This is a genomic window from Methylobacterium dankookense (genome assembly GCF_902141855.1).
GTDB lineage: Bacteria > Pseudomonadota > Alphaproteobacteria > Rhizobiales > Beijerinckiaceae > Methylobacterium > Methylobacterium dankookense.
This window is the reverse complement of the sequence record NZ_CABFVH010000036.1, coordinates 39,005-56,254: the sequence shown is the minus strand read 5'-3', so window position 1 is coordinate 56,254 and position 17,250 is coordinate 39,005. Positions and strand designations below refer to the sequence as shown.

14 protein-coding genes are annotated in these 17,250 nt (G+C 69.1%); 8 read left to right on the top strand and 6 right to left on the bottom strand.

The annotated features are described in order from the left end of the window. Positions 1–151 precede the first annotated feature (151 nt). From MTDSW087_RS21660 to MTDSW087_RS21645, 4 genes are all read left to right on the top strand, one after another. Positions 152–451, top strand: coding sequence for a hypothetical protein (locus MTDSW087_RS21660; RefSeq protein ID WP_238179118.1), 300 nt, complete (start codon positions 152–154; stop codon positions 449–451). Further along, complete coding sequence (locus MTDSW087_RS21655; protein ID WP_144766958.1) at positions 448–1,629, top strand: hypothetical protein; 1,182 nt, start codon at positions 448–450, stop codon at positions 1,627–1,629. The genes MTDSW087_RS21660 and MTDSW087_RS21655 overlap by 4 nt, the downstream gene beginning before the upstream one ends. A gap of 111 nt (positions 1,630–1,740) precedes the next feature. Beyond that, the gene (locus tag MTDSW087_RS21650) at positions 1,741–2,436 is read left to right on the top strand and encodes an FRG domain-containing protein (protein WP_238179119.1); all 696 of its coding nucleotides are present in this window, start codon (positions 1,741–1,743) and stop codon (positions 2,434–2,436) included. Between the two features lie 9 nt (positions 2,437–2,445). Continuing rightward, on the top strand, positions 2,446–2,787 hold the full coding sequence (locus MTDSW087_RS21645; RefSeq protein ID WP_012454400.1) for a pPIWI-associating nuclease domain-containing protein: 342 nt from the start codon (positions 2,446–2,448) through the stop codon (positions 2,785–2,787). 657 nt (positions 2,788–3,444) lie between these two features. Here the strand turns inward: MTDSW087_RS21645 and gyrB are convergent. The 4 genes from gyrB to MTDSW087_RS21620 all read right to left on the bottom strand — a co-directional run bounded on the left by gyrB (position 3,445) and on the right by MTDSW087_RS21620 (position 9,822). Further along, positions 3,445–5,889, bottom strand: coding sequence for a DNA topoisomerase (ATP-hydrolyzing) subunit B (gyrB, locus tag MTDSW087_RS21635; RefSeq protein ID WP_144766957.1), 2,445 nt, complete (start codon positions 5,887–5,889; stop codon positions 3,445–3,447). A 186-nt stretch (positions 5,890–6,075) separates the two neighbouring features. After that, positions 6,076–6,717 carry an MBL fold metallo-hydrolase gene (locus tag MTDSW087_RS21630; RefSeq protein WP_144766956.1) on the bottom strand — a complete coding sequence of 214 codons (642 nt, stop codon included), beginning with the start codon at positions 6,715–6,717 and terminating at the stop codon, positions 6,076–6,078. A gap of 642 nt (positions 6,718–7,359) precedes the next feature. Then, positions 7,360–7,941: a hypothetical protein gene (locus MTDSW087_RS21625; RefSeq protein ID WP_144766955.1), complete on the bottom strand. Its 582-nt coding sequence runs from the start codon at positions 7,939–7,941 to the stop codon at positions 7,360–7,362. Positions 7,942–8,154: 213 nt separating this feature from the next. After that, the gene (locus tag MTDSW087_RS21620; RefSeq protein ID WP_144766954.1) at positions 8,155–9,822 is read right to left on the bottom strand and encodes an alpha-amylase family protein; all 1,668 of its coding nucleotides are present in this window, start codon (positions 9,820–9,822) and stop codon (positions 8,155–8,157) included. A 322-nt stretch (positions 9,823–10,144) separates the two neighbouring features. Here MTDSW087_RS21620 and MTDSW087_RS21615 point away from each other — a divergent pair, with 322 nt between their 5' ends. Both MTDSW087_RS21615 and MTDSW087_RS21610 read left to right on the top strand, forming a co-directional pair. Then, the gene (locus tag MTDSW087_RS21615) at positions 10,145–13,183 is read left to right on the top strand and encodes a penicillin-binding protein 1A (RefSeq protein WP_144766953.1); all 3,039 of its coding nucleotides are present in this window, start codon (positions 10,145–10,147) and stop codon (positions 13,181–13,183) included. A 27-nt stretch (positions 13,184–13,210) separates the two neighbouring features. Then, positions 13,211–14,263, top strand: a complete 1,053-nt coding sequence (locus tag MTDSW087_RS21610) for a hypothetical protein (RefSeq protein WP_238179121.1) — start codon at positions 13,211–13,213, stop codon at positions 14,261–14,263. Positions 14,264–14,419: 156 nt separating this feature from the next. Here the strand turns inward: MTDSW087_RS21610 and MTDSW087_RS21605 are convergent, their stop codons facing one another. After that, positions 14,420–14,638 (bottom strand): hypothetical protein, encoded by a 219-nt coding sequence (locus MTDSW087_RS21605; protein WP_144766951.1) that lies wholly within the window; start codon positions 14,636–14,638, stop codon positions 14,420–14,422. Positions 14,639–14,920: 282 nt separating this feature from the next. Between MTDSW087_RS21605 and MTDSW087_RS21600 the strand changes: the two genes are divergently transcribed. Together MTDSW087_RS21600 and MTDSW087_RS21595 are read left to right on the top strand one after the other, a co-directional pair. Continuing rightward, positions 14,921–15,169 (top strand): hypothetical protein, encoded by a 249-nt coding sequence (locus MTDSW087_RS21600; RefSeq protein ID WP_144766950.1) that lies wholly within the window; start codon positions 14,921–14,923, stop codon positions 15,167–15,169. Between the two features lie 112 nt (positions 15,170–15,281). After that, complete coding sequence (locus MTDSW087_RS21595; RefSeq protein WP_144766949.1) at positions 15,282–15,941, top strand: hypothetical protein; 660 nt, start codon at positions 15,282–15,284, stop codon at positions 15,939–15,941. A gap of 298 nt (positions 15,942–16,239) precedes the next feature. Here MTDSW087_RS21595 and MTDSW087_RS21590 read toward each other — a convergent pair whose 3' ends face one another. Beyond that, positions 16,240–17,160 carry a LysR family transcriptional regulator gene (locus MTDSW087_RS21590; RefSeq protein WP_144766948.1) on the bottom strand — a complete coding sequence of 307 codons (921 nt, stop codon included), beginning with the start codon at positions 17,158–17,160 and terminating at the stop codon, positions 16,240–16,242. Positions 17,161–17,250: the final 90 nt, after the last annotated feature.

Genomic DNA, 17,250 nt, shown 5'->3' with positions numbered 1-17,250 from the left:
CCCTCGTCAGCCTGCCCACCCTGGCAGCCTGATCCTCCCGGCCCAAGCCGGTGATCGCGATGGCTCTCAACGAGCTACACCACGCCAAGGGACACGACCTTGAGGCATGTCGGGAGGACCCCCGGGCCGGCGAGGGCGGGCACCGCGGCGATTGCAGAGATCCGGCGACGGTTGCGACCTCCACCTCACCGTCGACTTGGTAGGGGTGCGTCGTGAGGCGGCGGACCGGGTACGCGCGGGCGACGATCTGGGGGTCGATCTGGTCCACGAGGGGGGCGCGGTCGGTGCGGTCTGCCGGAACGACGAGGGCGCCGTGGTCGGCGCGCTCGCCGCCTTCCCGGGCCTGACGCGGCTTCTCGACTGCCTCGCGCGGGAGGTGTCCTTCGTCGCCCATGTCGAGGAGGTCTCGTCGACGCGGTGCGTGGTGACGGTGTCGAGGACCGACCCATGATCATCGTGGGCGGCAGTTACCGGGAGGTCTGCGCTTACCCGGAATGGGACCGGATTTACGGTTCCGGTGGCCGGGCCGCCGTGGCCGTGAGCGGGCTCTCGCCCGGCTCCGTGCTGCACACCTACGCCTACTCGGGTTGGGCGGCGGACGTACGCGCGACCATGGCGTCGTTCGGCGTCCGTGCCGAAGTGGTCGAGATCGAGAAGGAACTCGTCTTCGAGTACTACCATCCCCTGAGCAAGGAGCCCGTGCCCAAGGCGTCGGCCGGTCTGCCCCGCATCGCGGTCTCCGGGGACGTCGTGCTGAGCTTCGGGATGCTGGAGGGGCCGGCCACGGTCGTGGCCGGCCGGGCGGTCCACGACCCGCAGTCGGACAGTCGCGAGGCGGCCTTCTCGGCGTCGGGGTCGCGGGCAGGCGAGCTGGCATACGTGGTGAGGGACTACATGCTCGCTGCGGCGGATCCGTCGCAGGCGGCGATGGATGTGGCGACACGCATCATGGCCGATGAGGGCGCCTCGGTCGTCGTCGCCCGCCACGCCATCGGCGGCGCCAGCGTCTATGTCGGTGACACGAAGCCGCGGCTGGTTCCGGCCTACATATCGGACACGTGGTTCAAGATCGGCTCCGGCGACGTGTTCTGCGCCGCCTTCGCGCACTACTGGGGCGAGCGCCGGCTCGACCCCGTCGAGGCCGCCGACCTGGCATCGCGCAGCGTCGCCCATTTCAACGACGGTCATCGCCTGCCTCTCCCGGCGCCGCATGCCTTGGGCGCTCTCGTGCCGCAGCCGGACACGGCGCATGGGGGGCGGGTCTTTCTTTCGGGACCGGCGGCGACGCTGCCTCAACGCTGGCTCCTCGACCAGGCACGGTGGTGGCTTCTTGATCTCGGGAGCGAGGTGTTCTCGCCGTTCCATGAGTACGGCGAGCGGCTTGCCGCGAGCGCCGGTCCCGCGCTCGCCGGGCTGAGGGCCTGCACGGCTGTCCTCGCGCTTGCGGATGGCGGCGACCCGGGAACGAGCGCCGTCATTGGGCACGCCCGGGCCGTCGGGGTTCCGGTGGTCGTCCTGGCGGAAGCGGTGGCTGCGACGGACCTCGCGGTGCACGCGGGCATGTCGTGCGAGATCGCCCGTGACTTCACGACCGCCCTGTACCGCGCACACCTGGCCGGAATGCGCTGACCCGACCGGACATCGTCGATGAGACCTCCGACCCGACCCCCTCCCAAACCGATCCGTGGCGTCTCGGCGGAACCGGTCCAGCCGCGTGGCTCGGCTTCGGCCGCGGACACCGTGGAGCGTCTCAAGTCGGCGCAGGAGACCTGGCAATCCTTCCAGGACTTCCTGGACCGGCGCATGCACTCGCGCTGGGTCTTTCGGGGCTGCGCGTCCCGCGAATTCCTATGTATGCCGAGCGCGGGCCGCACGCCGAACCACGACCCGCTGTTCGAGGAGCACCTGTTCCGCGCCTTCAAGCGCGAGGCACGGTTGCACGTCGCGCTGCCCGGGGCGACCGATTGGGACTGGTTGGCCCTGGGGCAGCATTTCGGGCTGCCGACGCGCCTTCTGGACTGGACGACCAACCCACTCGTCGCGTGCTTCTTCGCGGTCTCCAGCGACCCCCTGGACGACGATGCCGTGATCTACGCCTATCCGGTGGACGACACGCTCGTCATAAATCCGGAGGGCGGACCGGGCCCGTTCGAGATCGACCGCGTGGGGTTCCTGCTCCCGACCACGACGGCCCCGAGGATTGCGAGCCAGCGCGGGTTGTTCTCCGTCCATCCCAGGCCCAGCGAACCCTGGATGCCGAGCGGACTGGCTGAAAACAGCTTCGTCATACCGCGAGGGGTCCGGTCGCGCTTCCAGCGCAAGCTCTTCAGCCTCGGCATCGATGCGGCCCATATCTGGGCTAGCCTTGAGGGCGTATGTCTCTCGCTGAGCTGGCAGTATCGGCAGCGTCTCGGCATTGGCGCCGCCGTGTTCTGAGGAGGTTGCATGCCGGGCCCTGACGCAGCAAGCACGGATGCGGCTGTCCTCCAGGCCGTCGCAACGGCCGTGCGAGAGATCGACCTGACCGGGACCGAAGCCTGGGGGGACCTGGGCGCGCTGTCGGCGCACACGCACGTCGACTCCGTCGAGGTCTTCGCCGACGAGATCAAGGTGCGTGCCGGCAGCTTCGAGGGCCCGATCAACGTCCATTGCACCCTGAATTACGGGAACGGCGCGGACGGCCTTACGGTATCGGAGACCTTTCCAGGACGGTTCGAGGGCAGCCTCTCCCCCGCGGGGCCGGTCATCCTACGGCTGAAGGTGGACACGAGCAGCTTCTACGCCTGAAACGGCCACGGAAACCGCAGGGGCGTATTTATGGTGACGGAGCGGAGGGATGAGTCCCCCTCTACGTCAGACACGACGGTGAAGCGTACTTCCTGACCGAAGGTGGGCCGTTTGCACCTGACCTCGATTGCGGTCGAGTGTTCTATGATCCTGGCGAGAACTTCGGGATCATCAACGATCCGACGGACGGGCGCGACCTGCCGTTCAAGAGCGAGCCTGGCTCGTTGAGAAATGCTCGGCGACGGGTGAAGCCGAGAGGCCGATTTCCGGCCGACGTACCTCCCGGTGGGCGTAGTTGGCGGGGCGCGGTGCATCCGGGGGATGCCGCGGCCGCGCCGTTATTCACCAAGCTTTGCTATTTTCCCTGCGCGTAAGGGCCGGATTACCTTTAAGCAAAGACAGCCGACTGTCCGTGGATCTCCCGAACCAGGTGAGATCTCAAGGTGGCGTTGGCTTTCACGTCGGAAGTAGGCACTTGCGCCTGTTCCGTGCTATAACGAGCGCCACGGATGGCGCGCGCTCTTTTCGCCCTCGGTCTCGAACGCCAGCTGCCCGTTGAACGCACCATGATGTCCGGGAAGAACACTTAATCGCTTTCATAGGTCAGCCTATTCGCTTTGAAAGGCAGCCTAATCACTTTCCCCCAGAAGTGCAATATCACACGTCAAGATTCGCCACGCTGAGCGCGTTCTCCTGGATGAACTCGCGCCGAGGCTCGACCACGTCGCCCATCAGCTTCACGAAGAGGTCGTCGGCGTCGGTCACGTCCTTGACCTTGACTTGGAGGAGCGAGCGCACGTCGCGGTCGAGGGTGGTCTCCCAGAGCTGCTGGGCGGTCATCTCGCCGAGGCCCTTGTAGCGCTGGAGGGACAGGCCCTTGCGGCCGAAGGCCATCACGGCCTCGAACAGGCCGACGGGTCCGTGCAGCGCGGTCTCGTCGGTCTTGCGCATCAGCGTCGCGGGCTCGCCGTAGATCTCGCGGAACGCGTCGGCTCGCTCGGCGAGGCGGCGTGCCTCCTGGGAGGTGATCAGGCCGGAATCCAGCGCCGCGACCTGGCGGACGCCGCGCAGCGTGCGGCTGAGGCGGTAGCCGCCCTCGAAGGCCTCGCCCTCCCAGCCGCGTTCGATTTCTTCGGCTATGGCGTCGAGGCGTTTGGCCGTCATGTCGGCGAGGACCTCAGCCTCGCCAGGGCTTTCGGCCGCATGCGCCGTGAAGGCGCCTGCAAGCACCGCCTGCTCGACGACGGAGCGGTCGTAGCGGGTATGCAGGCCCTGCAGGATGCCGCGGAAGGCGCGCGCCTCGTCGACCAGCGTCCGGAGCTGGGGCCCCGAGAACTCGGCGCCGGAGGCGAGGCGCAGCACCGCCCCCTCCGTGCCCTGGTCGATCAGGTAGTCCTCGAGCGCCCGCTCGTCCTTGAGGTAGATCGCCTTGCGGCCGCGCTCGGCTTTGTAGAGCGGCGGCTGGGCGATGTAGAGGTGCCCGCGGTCGATCAGCTCCGGCATCTGGCGGAAGAAGAAGGTCAGCAGCAGGGTCCGGATATGCGAGCCGTCCACGTCCGCATCGGTCATGATGATGATGCGGTGGTAGCGCAGCTTGTCCGGGTTGAAGCCCTCGCGGTCGGTGGAGGAGCGGCCGATGCCGGCGCCCAGCGCCGTGATCAGCGTGCCGATCTCGGCCGAGGACAGCATCCGGTCGGCGCGCACCCGCTCGACGTTCAGGATCTTGCCGCGCAGCGGCAGCACCGCCTGGAAGGCGCGGTCGCGGCCCTGCTTGGCCGAGCCGCCGGCGGAATCGCCCTCCACCAGCAGGATCTCGCACTTGGTCGGGTCGCGCTCCTGGCAATCGGCGAGCTTGCCGGGCAGCGAGGCGATGTCGAGCGCCCCCTTCCGGGTCACGGTCTCGCGCGCCTTGCGCGCCGCCTCGCGGGCCGAGGCCGCGAGCACGACCTTGCCGACGACGGAGCGGGCCTGGGTCGGGTTCTCCTCCAGCCAGGTCGAGAGGCCCTCGTTCAGCACGTTCTCGACCGCCGGGCGCACCTCCGACGAGACGAGCTTGTCCTTGGTCTGCGAGGAGAATTTCGGGTCCGGCACCTGCACCGAGATGACCGCGGTGAGGCCCTCGCGGCAATCCTCGCCGGTGAGCGAGATCTTCTCCTTCTTGGTGATGCCGGAGGATTCGGCGTAGCCGGTGACCTGCCGGGTCAGCGCCGCGCGGAAGCCCGCCATGTGGGTGCCGCCGTCGCGCTGCGGGATGTTGTTGGTGAAGGGCAGCACGGTCTCGTTGAAGGAGTCGTTCCACCAGAACGCCACCTCGACCCGGATGCCGTCGCGCTCGGCGCGCACGACGACGGGCTTGGTCATCCCATCGATGGGTTTGCGCGAGCGGTCGAGGTAGCGCACGAAGGCCTCGATGCCGCCGTCGTAGTAGAGTTCCTCGCGCTTCTTCTCGGCATGGCGCGCGTCGGTGAGCACGATGCGCACGCCCGAGTTCAGGAAGGCGAGCTCGCGCAGGCGCTTCTCGAGGGTGGGATAGTCGAACTCGACCATCGAGAAGGTCAGCTGGCTCGGCAGGAAGGTCACCTCGGTGCCGCGCCGCCCGTTGCCGGGGCCGACGACGGCCAGCGGGGCCTTGGCCTCGCCGTGGCCGAACTCCATCGCGTGCTCGGTGTCGTTGCGCCAGATCCGGAGCTTGAGCCAGACCGAGAGCGCGTTGACCACCGAGACGCCGACGCCGTGCAGGCCGCCCGAAACCTTGTAGGAGTTCTGGTCGAACTTACCGCCGGCATGGAGCTGGGTCATGATGACCTCGGCCGCCGAGACGCCCTCCTCCTTGTGGATGTCCACCGGGATGCCGCGGCCGTTGTCGGACACCGTGCAGGACCCGTCGGCGTTGAGCGTCACGGTCACGAGGTCGGCGTGGCCGGCGAGCGCCTCGTCGATGGCGTTGTCCACCACCTCGTAGACCATGTGGTGGAGGCCGGAGCCGTCGTCGGTATCGCCGATATACATGCCCGGGCGCTTGCGGACGGCGTCCAGGCCCTTCAGGACCCGGATCGATTCCGCGCCGTAGGCGTCGTTGTCAGTCTGCGGAGTGTCGGCCATGAAATTCCTCGGGCAGGCGGGGTCTTCGCCGTGCTCCGCCCAGCCCTGCCGGGCGGCTTCGCCTGCGATTCGTCGAACCCGCCTGATATAGGGGTTCAGCCTTGAAATTGCATCGGTTTCCCGGCGCGGCACCGAGGCTTGGACTGCGATTTCTGGCCGCTTCGCGTTAAAGCCCGGTTAGGGCTGTCAATCCTGCAGGAACGGGTTCGAGACGCGCTCCTCGCCGAGCGTGCCCGTCGGCCCGTGGCCGGGGATGAAGGCGACGTCGTCGCCGAGCGGCAGCACCTTCTCGCGGATCGCCCGGATCAGCTGCTCGTGGTTGCCGCCCGGCAGGTCGGTGCGGCCGACCGAGCCCTTGAAGACCACGTCGCCGACGAGGGCGAAGCGGGCGTCGCGGGAGACGAAGACCACGCTGCCCGGCGAATGGCCGGGGGCGTGCAGGATGTCGAAGGTGAGGCCGCCCACCGTGACCTGGTCGCCCTCGTCGAGCCAGCGGTCCGGCGTCACCGCGCGGGCGTCCTCGATCCCGTAATTGGCGCCGGTCATCGGCAGGGAATCGAGCAGGAACCTGTCGGCCTCGTGGGGCCCCTCCACCGGCACGCCGAGGCGCTCCTTCAGTTCGGCCGCGCCGCCGGCATGGTCGATATGGCCGTGGGTGAGCAGGATCTTCTCGACCGTGACGCCCTGCTGGGCGATGGTCGCCTCGATCCGGTCGAGGTCGCCGCCCGGATCGACCACGGCGCCGACCTTGGTCGCGTCGTCCCAGATCAGGGTGCAGTTCTGCTGGAAGGGCGTGACCGGGATGATCCCGGCGCGGGGCGTGGGCATGGGGCGTCTGCTCGCTGTTCGTCTGAGGCGCGTTCTAGCCCGGATCGCCCGGCGAGGGCACCTGCCCTGTTATGGGGCTTGCGGCCACCCTTGGAGGCTGTTGCCACACGCTCATCGCCAACAACCTGTCGGCGATGAGACGCACTTTTGAGTAGGTCGGCATCACTCTCGTAGATGAGGCGACCAGTATTACCTGCGCCAGAACATCGCTGCGTTGGACAGGAACGGCATTGGCACGGCGCCGTTATGGGATAGACCACGCACGATCTTGGAGACCGTGCCTCCGTTGACGCAGAAGTAGTGAGAAGCCTTACCTTGACTCCATCTGAGAACGAGGACGGCATGGAGGATGTGGCAGGCAGTCTGACGGTCACAAGGAAACTCGGCCATGACGGCTCCTTCACGCTGAACAAGCGAATTGCAGGGGCCGGCTTGAACGAGGCGACCAAAGATGCGAATCTAAGGCTGTGGGGCCGTCGCTCTCCGGTCTCTATCCAAGCCGGTTAGAGATTGAGGTTGATGGTTCTGGCTCAGACCGGTGCGCTAACACCGGTCTGAGCTATTGAGCTATTCCAAGCTCATAATTGCCGGCTATGAAGTCCTCCGCCGTTTTTGCCGACTAAGGCAGGAGAGATTGAAAGTTCAGTCGGAAAGATTTTCGTCTGAACCAGCATCTGAGCCACCCGACGCGCTAACATCGGAGGGTTCATTCTCGATATGCTCATATCGCGGGCGACGGCGGCGCCTTATCAGAAGGGGAAGATTCCCTGCTGCACGCCCGTGGGCGGTAATTCTGTACAGTCCGTCTATCAGATCAACTTCGCCATCACGTTTCATGCGGCTAAGTTGCGGGCTGAAGCTTGTGCGATCAAGATTGCCGTCCCAAAATTCCTTATTTGCTCGGTCAAGTATATCGCTCGAATTTAATCCAGAATAACTGCTGTTCAAAACAAGTCTTATTGCCTGTTTGATGCTAATGCCGCCCATTGTCGACGGGGAGCTGCCTTCCTGGCGAATATCCTGATCTTCAGAAAAATTTATTGCTTGAATTCCTATTGCCTTTGCTGCGGCGTTGATTTCCTGAATTTCTGGAAAGATAGAATTTAATTCTGAATTTAATTTATCGATTTGTGATTTTAGCTCTTCTCGGCGGGCGATTAACGGCTTTGCACGAGCTTCTAGCTCGCGCAGTCGACGCTCCACTAGGGACCGAAACTCACTCACGGCAACACCCACTCCGCGCTTGAGTCGGCGCGACTGGTGACAACATAAGCAACAAGTCAGACTTTGTCGATAGGCCTTTGTTGCCGGTTGGCGGCGAGGGGCCGGAAGTAGCCCTGGGTTATGGTTAACGGACTCCGACGTCTTCCGCTGCCCTTCTGAAGCCTCCCGCGAGCTTGGAGTCCGTTAACCATATTGACTCTGTCGGGCAGGCTCTCAAGCCGGCGTGCGCTTCAAGGGCGCGTCGAGCCCGCCGACCCGGAACCAGTGGTAGCCGTAGCCCTCCAGGCAGAGGCGGTGGCGGCCTTTCGCCTCCGCCTCGCTGCGCTCGCCCGTGAGGAGGTCGATCAAGAGGTCGCCCGCGGGCGCGGGCACGCCGGTCGCGATCTCGACCTCGATCGGCCCCGGATCGAGGTTGAGCACGCAGACGACGGTGTTGTTGCGCCAGTCGTAGCGTAGCGCCAGCACCGCGTTCCGGCCGGTGGGGAGCGCCGAGACCTGGCCCCAGCCGATCTCCGGCGCCTCCTTGCGCACCCGGATCATGCTCTGCATCCAGGTGAGCAGGGAGTCGCGCTCGTGCCGCTGCCCGGCCACGTTGACATGCGCGTAGCCGTAGGGGCCGTGGTCGATCACCGGCATCACCGGCCGCTCGGCGGCGGTGAAGCCGCCATGCCGCTCGTCCGTCCACTGCATCGGCGTGCGGGCGCAGTCCCGCTCCTTGAGGGCGAGGTCGTCGCCCATGCCGATCTCGTCGCCGTAGCGCAGCACCGGCGTGCCGGGGAGCGCGAACATCAGCGCGTAGGCGAGGCGGATCCGGCGCGGGTCGCCGTCGAGCATCGGCGCGAGGCGGCGGCGGATGCCGCGGTCGTAGAGCTGCATCCCCTTCTCGGGCCCGAACTCCGCGAAGACCGTGGCGCGCTGCTTCTCGGTGAGCCGGCCGAGGTCGAGCTCGTCGTGGTTGCGCAGGAAGGTGCCCCACTGGCAGGAGGCCGGGCGCGGCGTGGTCCGCTCGATCGCCTTGACGAGGGGCCGCGCGTCATGGGCGGCCAGCGCGTAGAAGCTCGCCTGGTTGACCTGGAAGTTGAACATCATGTGCATGCGGTCGGCGTCGTCGCCGAAATAGTCGAGATCCTGCTTCGGCAGGATGTTGGCCTCGGCCAGGATGATCGCGTCGCCCTTCCGCCACTGCAGGAACTCGCGGAAGTCGCGCAGCATGTCGAACTGCTCCCGCGGCTCGCCCTTCACCTCCGGCCCCTTCTGCGCGATCACGAAGGGCACCGCGTCCATGCGGAAGCCGGAGACGCCGAGCTGGATCCAGAAGCCCATGATCTTCAGGATCTCGGCCAGCACCGCGGGGTTGCCCGTGTTGAGATCGGGCTGGAAGTCGAAGAAGCGGTGGAAGTAGTAGGCGCCCGCCTCGCCGTCCCAGGTCCAGGTCGTCTTCTGCACGCCGGGGAAGACCATGCCCTCGTCGGCATTGGCCGGCTTCTCCTTCGACCAGACGTACCAGTCCCGGAAGGGCGAATCCGGGTCCTTGCGCGCCGACTGGAACCAGGGGTGCCGGTCCGAGGTGTGGTTGACCACGAGATCGATGATCACCCGCAGGCCGCGCTGCTTGGCGGCATGGGTGAAGGCCACGAAATCGCCGAGCGAGCCGTAATCGGGGTCGACGCCGTAATAGTCCGCGATGTCGTAGCCGCCGTCGCGCTTCGGCGAGGGCTGGAACGGCATCAGCCAGACCGCGGTGACGCCGAGCCCCTGCAGGTAGTCGAGCCGCCGCTCCAGCCCCGCGAAATCGCCGATGCCGTCGCCGTTCGCATCCATGAAGGTGCGCACCGACAGGCAGTAGATGACGGCGTTCTTGTACCAGAGGTCGGTGATCACGAGGGCCTCCGCGGCGTTGCAACTCGGGCTCGAAAGGCGCTCGGACGAGGGCGCCGGCAAAGCGCAGCCTGACGAGCCGGACGCGACGCGCGCCCTCTCCCGGACGGGAGAGGGGACCCGCGTCAGATCCGGGCGGCGCTGCGATCGCTCCGTCCGAACGTTCATGGGGCTTCGGGGCCCAAACGCCCGCCCGGGGAAAAGCGTTGCCGTTCCCCCTGCCCTCCTTAAAACAGCCGCGTTGTCCAGGCCCTGTTCAGCCGCCCCGGCGTTGTCTCGTGAGCGGCCGGGAACGGACCCCCGCGCCCCGCCGCACCCGGATCGTATGAACACCATCCTGATCAAGCTGTTCGCGACCGCGCTGACCCTCAGCCAGGTCACGACGCGGCCGGAGACCGTGAAGACGCGCTTCGATGCGGCCACGGACGGCGCCCAGGTCGTGCAGATCCTGCGCGACGGCTGCGCCCATATGCGCAAGGCCTTCGACATCGAGGACATCAACCTCGACGAGCTGATCTCGACGGCGATGGAGGATCCGAGCGCGGTGGCCGGGGCCTCCGCCCCGAAGATCCTGCACGGGCTCGATATCGGCGAGCTCAACACGAGCTACCGCCAATTCTGCAAGGGCGAGAACCCGGCCAATTCCCCCTTCGAGGCGGCTGCGGTGATCGCGTTCTACAACAAGGCCACCGAGAACCTGCCCACGGCGGAGGCGCTCCGCGACAAGGCGCTGCCCGGCATGACCCAGATCCTCGACGGGGCGGGCAAGCCCTTCGCCGAGACCTTCGAGGCCAACGGGCGGCGCCTCAACGTGCCGATCGAGAGCGTGCCGGGCCTCGTTCAGAAGGCCTTCGTCGCGGCCGAGGACAAGCGCTTCGAGAGCCATCGCGGCATCGACGAGCGCGGCGTGATCCGCGCCTTCATCGGCAACCTCGCCGCGCCCGGGCGGCCGCAGGGCGGCTCCACCATCACGCAGCAGGTGGTGAAGAACCTCTCGGTGGGCGACGACGTCACCTACGAGCGCAAGATCCGCGAGATGATCGTCGCGGCCCGCCTGGAGCGGATCCTGACCAAGCCCCAGATCCTCGGGCTCTACCTCAACGGCATCTATCTGGGACGGGGCGCCTACGGCATCGAGATGGCGGCGCGCTCCTATTTCGGGAAGTCGGTGGGCGCGCTCACCCTGCCGGAGGCCGCCCTGCTCGCCGGCATGCCCAAGGGCCCGAACTTCTACAGCCCCGACAAGTATCCCGACCGCGCCCGCGAGCGGCGCGCCTACGTGCTCTCGCGCCTGAAGGAGGAGGGCGCGATCACCGAGGCGCAGATGGCCGAGGCCGTGAAGGCCGATCTCGGCCTCAAGCCGGTCGAGACGGCGCGGCGCGACAGCGGCTTCTACGTGGTCGACTACCTCAACCGCGAGGCGCGCACGCTCGCCGGCGTCGAGTCGCTGACGGCCTCCTCCTACACGGTGCGCTCCACGATCAATGCCGGGCTGCAGCGGGCGGTGGAGGGCGCGCTCCAGGACGGGCTCGCCACGTACGAGCGCGCCACCGGGCGGCAGAGCTGGAGCGGCCCCGAGCTGAACCTCGCCGAGAGCGTGCGGCGCCTGGAGGCCGCTTCCCCCGCGCCCGAGGCCGCCCCGCAATCCGCCCCCACCGTGACGGGCGCCGAGCCGCCGCGCGACCGGAAAACCACACGGAAGGCCGAGGCGAAGGCTGCCGGACCCAAGTCCATCGACCCCAAGCCGGTCGCCCCCAAGCCGGTCGGCCCGAAGCCCGCCTGGCTGCGGGCGCTCGAGAGCGCCCGGCCGGTGCTCTACGACGTGCGCTGGCCGCTCGCCGTGGTGCTGGAGACGGGCCGCAACGGCGTGAAGGTCGGCCTGCCCGACGGCCGCGTGGCCGCCCTCGATCCGGGCATCGCCCGCGGCAAGCTCCAGCCCTACGACGCCGTGCGGGTGAAGCTGCGCGAGGGTAAGGGGGCTCCGCGGGCCGAGATCCGGGTGCGCCCGACCGTTCAGGGCGCCGCCCTGGTGCTGGAGAACCGCACCGGCCGGATCCTCGCCATGGCCGGCGGCTTCTCCTACCCGCTGAGCCAGCTCAACCGGGTGACCCAGGCGGTGCGCCAGCCCGGCTCCACGCTCAAGCCCCTCACCTATCTCGCGGCGCTCAATGCCGGGCTCCAGCCCAACACCCTGGTGATGGACAGCCCCGTGACGCTGCCGCCGATCGGGGGCGTCGGCGAGTCCTGGTCGCCCAAGAACTACGACGGCGGCGGCTCGGGCCCGGTGACCCTGCGGCGCGGCCTCGAATTCTCGAAGAACCTCGTCACCGCCCGCCTCCTCCAGGGCGGCATCGCCGAGAAGGCGCCGCAGAGCCTCAAGCGGGTCTGCGACATCGCGCTCGAGGCCCAGCTCTACGCCGAGTGCGAGCCCTACTACCCCTTCGTGCTCGGCGCGCAGCCGGTGCGCATGCTGGATCTGGCCGGCTTCTACGCCGCGGTGGCGAACGAGGGCGCGCGGCCCGCGCCCTACGCGCTGGAAGCGGTCGAGCGCGACGGCAAGCCGCTCTACACCCATGCCGCGCGCGAGCCGGCGCGGATCGGCTCGGCCGACCGGGTCTCCTTCTACCAGCTCAAGACCATGCTGCAGGGCGTGGTCCAGCACGGCACCGCGGCGGCGCTCGCCCGCAACGGCGCCTATGTGGCGGGCAAGACCGGCACCTCGGAGAACGAGAACGACGCCTGGTTCGCCGGGCTGACCAACGAGGTCTCGGTGGTGGTCTGGGTCGGCTACGACAATGCCGACGGCACCCGCCGGACGCTCGGGCGCGGCCAGACCGGCGGCCATCTCGCCGTGCCGATCGCGGGCCGCATCTTCGAGGCGGCCTGGGCCAACGGCCTGCCCAAGACCCCGCTGCGCGGCCCCTCCCCCGAGGCGCGGCCGCTCATCGCCGACATCGCCGTCGATGCCCGCAGCGGCCAGCGCGGCGGCGGGTTCATGGAGCATTTCCGGGTGGGCGGCGACGGGCGCGTGGCCGACACGCAGTACCGCCTCGTGCCGCGCGAGACCCTCTATGCGCTCAGGCCCGACGCCGAGGACGGCGACCTCGCCGGCACCGAGGACGGGGCCGACGTGCAGGGCGATTTCTTCGGCGGCCTGTCCGGCGGCCGCCAGCGGCGCGCCGAGCCCGACCTGCTCGACCCGTTCGGCGAGCGGCCGGCCGGGCGCAGCCGCCGCGCGCAAGGCGACCTCGACGGCTACCGGCCCTGGCCCGGAACCCAGCGCTCGCCCTTCGGCGACGACGACGACGCGCGGCCCCGCCGCCGCGACCCGGACTACCTGTTCGGCGACGACCCGCGCTACTGAACCCCCGATCCCTGTCGAGGAATGCCCGTGAACACGCTGCGTCCGGCGACCCTGTCGCTCGCCCTCCTGGCCGCCCACCCCGCCCTGGCCCAGACCGCGCCGCAGACGCCCGCGCAGGGGCCCGTGGCCTCCGACAGGATCAGGGAGGTGCCCTCGGTGGCGGGGCAGGATCCGGCGGCCCTGAAGCCCGGCACCATCCTGTTCACCGACCACCGCGACCAGCCGGCCAACCCCGAGAGCGGCCTCGTGCCCTATCTCGACTGGCTGCGCCTGCGCCCGGCCGAGGCCGCCGCGCTCTCGCCCTTCCCCGGCTACAAGGAGCCGGACTACGCCCAGACCGTGAACGGGGTGACGAAGCAGCGCCACGAGACCCTGAAGGTCTACGTGGCGGAAGGCCGCTTCGTGGTGGCAAGGCCCCCCGAGGCGATCGACCTCAACGCCTTCGCGAACCTCGACTTCGTCAAGCGGATGGACCCGGTCATCAAGCACAAGACGCTGAGCGCCGCCGAGGTGACGCCGACCAAGGACCCGGCCGCCGCCTTCGCCCGCCGCCCAGACCGGCCCTGGTGCGATGCCGGCACCTGCATCGAGTCCCGCTACGACCTGGAGGGCAAGCTGCCGCTCGGCGTGAAGCTCGCCAACAAGCTGGAGGAGGGCTCGTCCAAGAAGATCGCCGAGTACGTCTCGTTCCAGAGCGAATTGCACACCCTGCCGCCGGAGCAGGCCGCCGCGCTCTCCGGGCTCACCAAGCTCGCCACCCCGGTGACCGGCGGCATCGAGCAGACCATCTTCTGGGTCAACCAGATCCTGCGCTTCGGCAAGTTCCTGGCGGTGTTCCAGCCCATGCCGGGCGATCCGCAGAAGACGGTGGTGACCACCTACATGGCGCTCGCCATCAAGGCGGACGTGCTCGACCGCAAGGCGGAATATGCCCGCGTGCCGGTGCTGAAGAACCTGCTCCCGGCCCAGGTGCTGATGGGCAATTCGAGCTTCAACACCGGCAGCTCGATCAGCGCCGGCCTGCCCACCTACGCCCGCAACCGCATCGTCGCCTTCGCCGACGCGGTGTCGCGGCGCTGAGGCGGTCCGCCCTCCCCCGCCGAGGGGGAGGGCGGCGTCTCATACCGAAGTGCGTTGATCCCGACCCTTGGTCGCGATCAACGCGCCCGGCGGACGGCCGCCGCCGCGCAGGTGCGCGGGCATCGTACGATGAGTCGATCTCATCGCACTCTGGTCTCAGTACCCCCGGTTGCCGATCGTCGGCAGGCTCGGCTGGGTGTAGGCGCGGTTCACGTCCCGGCGGGTCTGGGTGCCGTTGGTGTCGCTGGAGCGCCGGAAATTGTCCGTGCTGAACTGCTCGGAGAAGCCGCTGCGGCTGTCCGAGCCCTCGGTGCTGCTGCAGGCGGCGAGGCCGAGGCCGGTCAGCAGGACGATGGGAAGGAGGAGGAAGCGCATCGCGAAAGGGCCTCGTGGTGGGAATCTGGAACGGGATCGTCGCGCGCGAAGCCGGCATCCGTGAGGCCGCGCAGCAGGTCGGGTCGGGCCGAGTGGCCCGCGCGCGGCGCGCGGTCAAGCCGAGGCGCGGACCGGTGAACGCGTCGGCGCGCAACTGAGGTGATGCGGCCACGGAAAACTCACCACGCCCGCGACTTTGCCGCACCGGCTCCCGGCAATCGTGTGGAGGAGGCGCCCCGCCCCCTGGCGAATCCGGGCGGATTCGAGCGAGAACCGTCGGCGATGAGCAACGTCGTGCCCTTCCGCCAGCGCCCGCCCGTCGCGCAGCTCGCCCGCTGCGAGGTCGTGGCCGTCGCCGGAGACCTCCTCACCCTGCTGGAGCAGCTCGAGGACGTCTGCGCCCGCGCCTCCGCCACCGGCCGCCCGGCCCTGGAGGTCGAGCGCACCGTGCAGCATCTCCTCGACGCGGTGAGCGCCGTGGAGCGCGCCCTCGACTGCATCGGCGAGGGCGAGCAGGCCGCGCCGGCCTGACGGTTCCCGGCTTCCGGAGCTTAACGAAAGCTGAAAGTTTCGGAACTGCCGAGGTCAACTTCCCGTTGAGCGCTTGAGCGACGCCCGCGTCACCGCGCCACGGAGAACCCGGATGCTCCCGACAAGCCCCCGCCGCGCCGCCCTGGCGCTGACCGCGCTTGGATTGATGGCCTGCACGGCGGCCCAGAGCGGCGCCCACGCCCAGGAGGTCGGCTTCTTCGAGGCCCTGTTCGGCCGGGCCCGGCAGGAGGCGCCCCAGCCCCAGATGCAACCGCAGGTCCAGGGGGGCTATGGCGGCTACGTCCCCTATCGCCGGCACGACCGCGGCGCGACGCGCCAGCGCCTGCGCACCCGCTACGCCGCCCTGCCGAAATCCGAGCCGCTCAAGGTGAAGATCACCGACCGCCAGACCCCGCTCGACATGTCCCAGGGGCCGGCCGCGGCCTTGATGAAGGACGAGACCCTGCGCCCCGGCGACATCGTCATCCTGAAGAGCGGGCCGCAGGTCTTCACGGGCCCGGTGGAGAAGCGCCACACGATGCGCGACTTCGAGCCGGCCCAGACGTCCCGCCTCGTCGACCGGCGCACCCGCCAGCAGCTCGCCGCCATGGTCACGCCCGTCGGCGCCCTGCCCGCGGACGAGGCGCGCCGCGTGCTCGCCCGGATGAAGCGCAACGCCCCGCGCAATCTCGCCCCGGTCTCGGCCGAGGCGCGCAACGGCGCCGAGCCGGCGGCGATGCGGGTGATCAACGTCTGGTCCGCGCAGCCGTAGAGGCCTGTTCGCGCGGGATCGCAGCGGATCCCCTCGCCCCGCTTGCGGGGAGAGGGCCGTGACGACCCTGTCGTCGGCGCGGCGAGGCGGCAGCCGACGGTGAGGGGGCGATTCCGACAGAGCCTCGTCCGGAATCACCCCCTCACCGCCGCTCCGGCTTCGCCTCCGCTCCCTGCCTGCACGACGAGGTGCAGGCAGGCCTCTCCCCGCCCGGCGGGGAGAGGGGGGCGCGTGTGGTCGGCCGAAGCGACGCACCGGAAACGGCCTCGCGCGCCCTCCGCCATAGCCGCCCGACGCCTCACGGTCCGGCGGTGCGCAGGTGCTCGAGCAGCAGGGCGGCGGCCGGGGGCAGGGCGCCCGGACGGACCACGAGGGTGAGCGCGCGCTGCGCCCAGGGGTCGGTGAGCGGCACGGCGGTGAGCCGCATCGGGGGCCCGAGCAGCGCGTAAACCCCCTCCGGCACGGTGCCGAGCCCCATCCCGGCCTGGGCCATGCGGCAGATCGCGTCGAAGCTCGGCACGTGGATGCGCAGGCGCAAGGGGCGGCCGAGGCGGCGCGCCTCGTCGCGGAGCGCGGCGTAGATCGAGCTCGCGGCATGCATGCCGACATGGTCGTAGTCGAGGGTCTCGGACAGGGACACCGCCTCCCGCCCGGCGAGCGGGTGCCCGGCCGGCATCACCAGGACCAGCCGGTCGCCGCGGTAGCGGTGGGCGACGAGGGAGCGAGTGTCGGTGCTGCCGGCGCAGATGCCGAGATCGGCCGCGCCCTCCTCCACGCCGGCGACGACCCCGCCGCTCGGGCGCTCCTCCAGATCGACCCGGATGCGCTCCTGCGCCGCCAGGAAGGCCTGCAGGTCCTCGGGCAGGAACTGCACGATCGCCGAGAGGTTCGCCAGCATCCGCACGAAGCCGCGCACCCCGCGGGCATGCTCGGCGAGTTCCAGCGCGATCTGCTCGGCGCTCGCCAGCATGCGCCGGGTATGGTGCAGCAGGGTCTCGCCGGCGGGCGTCGGGCGCATGCCCCGGGGCTCCCGCACCATCAGGGTGCAGCCCAGCGTCAGCTCCAGCTCGGCCAGCCGCTTGCTCACCGCCGAGGGGGCGATCGCGGCACGGCGGGCGGCGCCGTTGAGCGTGCCCTCCTCGCAGATCGCCGCGAAGAGCCGCAGCGTCTTGAGGTCGAGGCGGCTCAGGGTCGCCGCGGCGGGAAGCTCTCCGGAAATGGCCGCACCTCAGCCCGCCCCGCGGGCGGCACCCTCACGCGCCGCACAATCTCCGCCATCTCGCGGAGCGGGACAACAGGCCCGGCCGCG

What these genes read in the sequence shown, in the direction of transcription:
- MTDSW087_RS21655 (WP_144766958.1), top strand. Translation starts at nt 448, where the DNA reads ATGATCATCGTGGGCGGCAGTTACCGGGAGGTCTGCGCTTACCCGGAA.
- MTDSW087_RS21645 (WP_012454400.1), top strand. Translation starts at nt 2,446, where the DNA reads ATGCCGGGCCCTGACGCAGCAAGCACGGATGCGGCTGTCCTCCAGGCC.
- gyrB (WP_144766957.1), bottom strand. Translation starts at nt 5,889, where the DNA reads ATGGCCGACACTCCGCAGACTGACAACGACGCCTACGGCGCGGAATCG.
- MTDSW087_RS21630 (WP_144766956.1), bottom strand. Translation starts at nt 6,717, where the DNA reads ATGCCCACGCCCCGCGCCGGGATCATCCCGGTCACGCCCTTCCAGCAG.
- MTDSW087_RS21615 (WP_144766953.1), top strand. Translation starts at nt 10,145, where the DNA reads ATGAACACCATCCTGATCAAGCTGTTCGCGACCGCGCTGACCCTCAGC.
- MTDSW087_RS21605 (WP_144766951.1), bottom strand. Translation starts at nt 14,638, where the DNA reads ATGCGCTTCCTCCTCCTTCCCATCGTCCTGCTGACCGGCCTCGGCCTC.
- MTDSW087_RS21600 (WP_144766950.1), top strand. Translation starts at nt 14,921, where the DNA reads ATGAGCAACGTCGTGCCCTTCCGCCAGCGCCCGCCCGTCGCGCAGCTC.
- MTDSW087_RS21595 (WP_144766949.1), top strand. Translation starts at nt 15,282, where the DNA reads ATGCTCCCGACAAGCCCCCGCCGCGCCGCCCTGGCGCTGACCGCGCTT.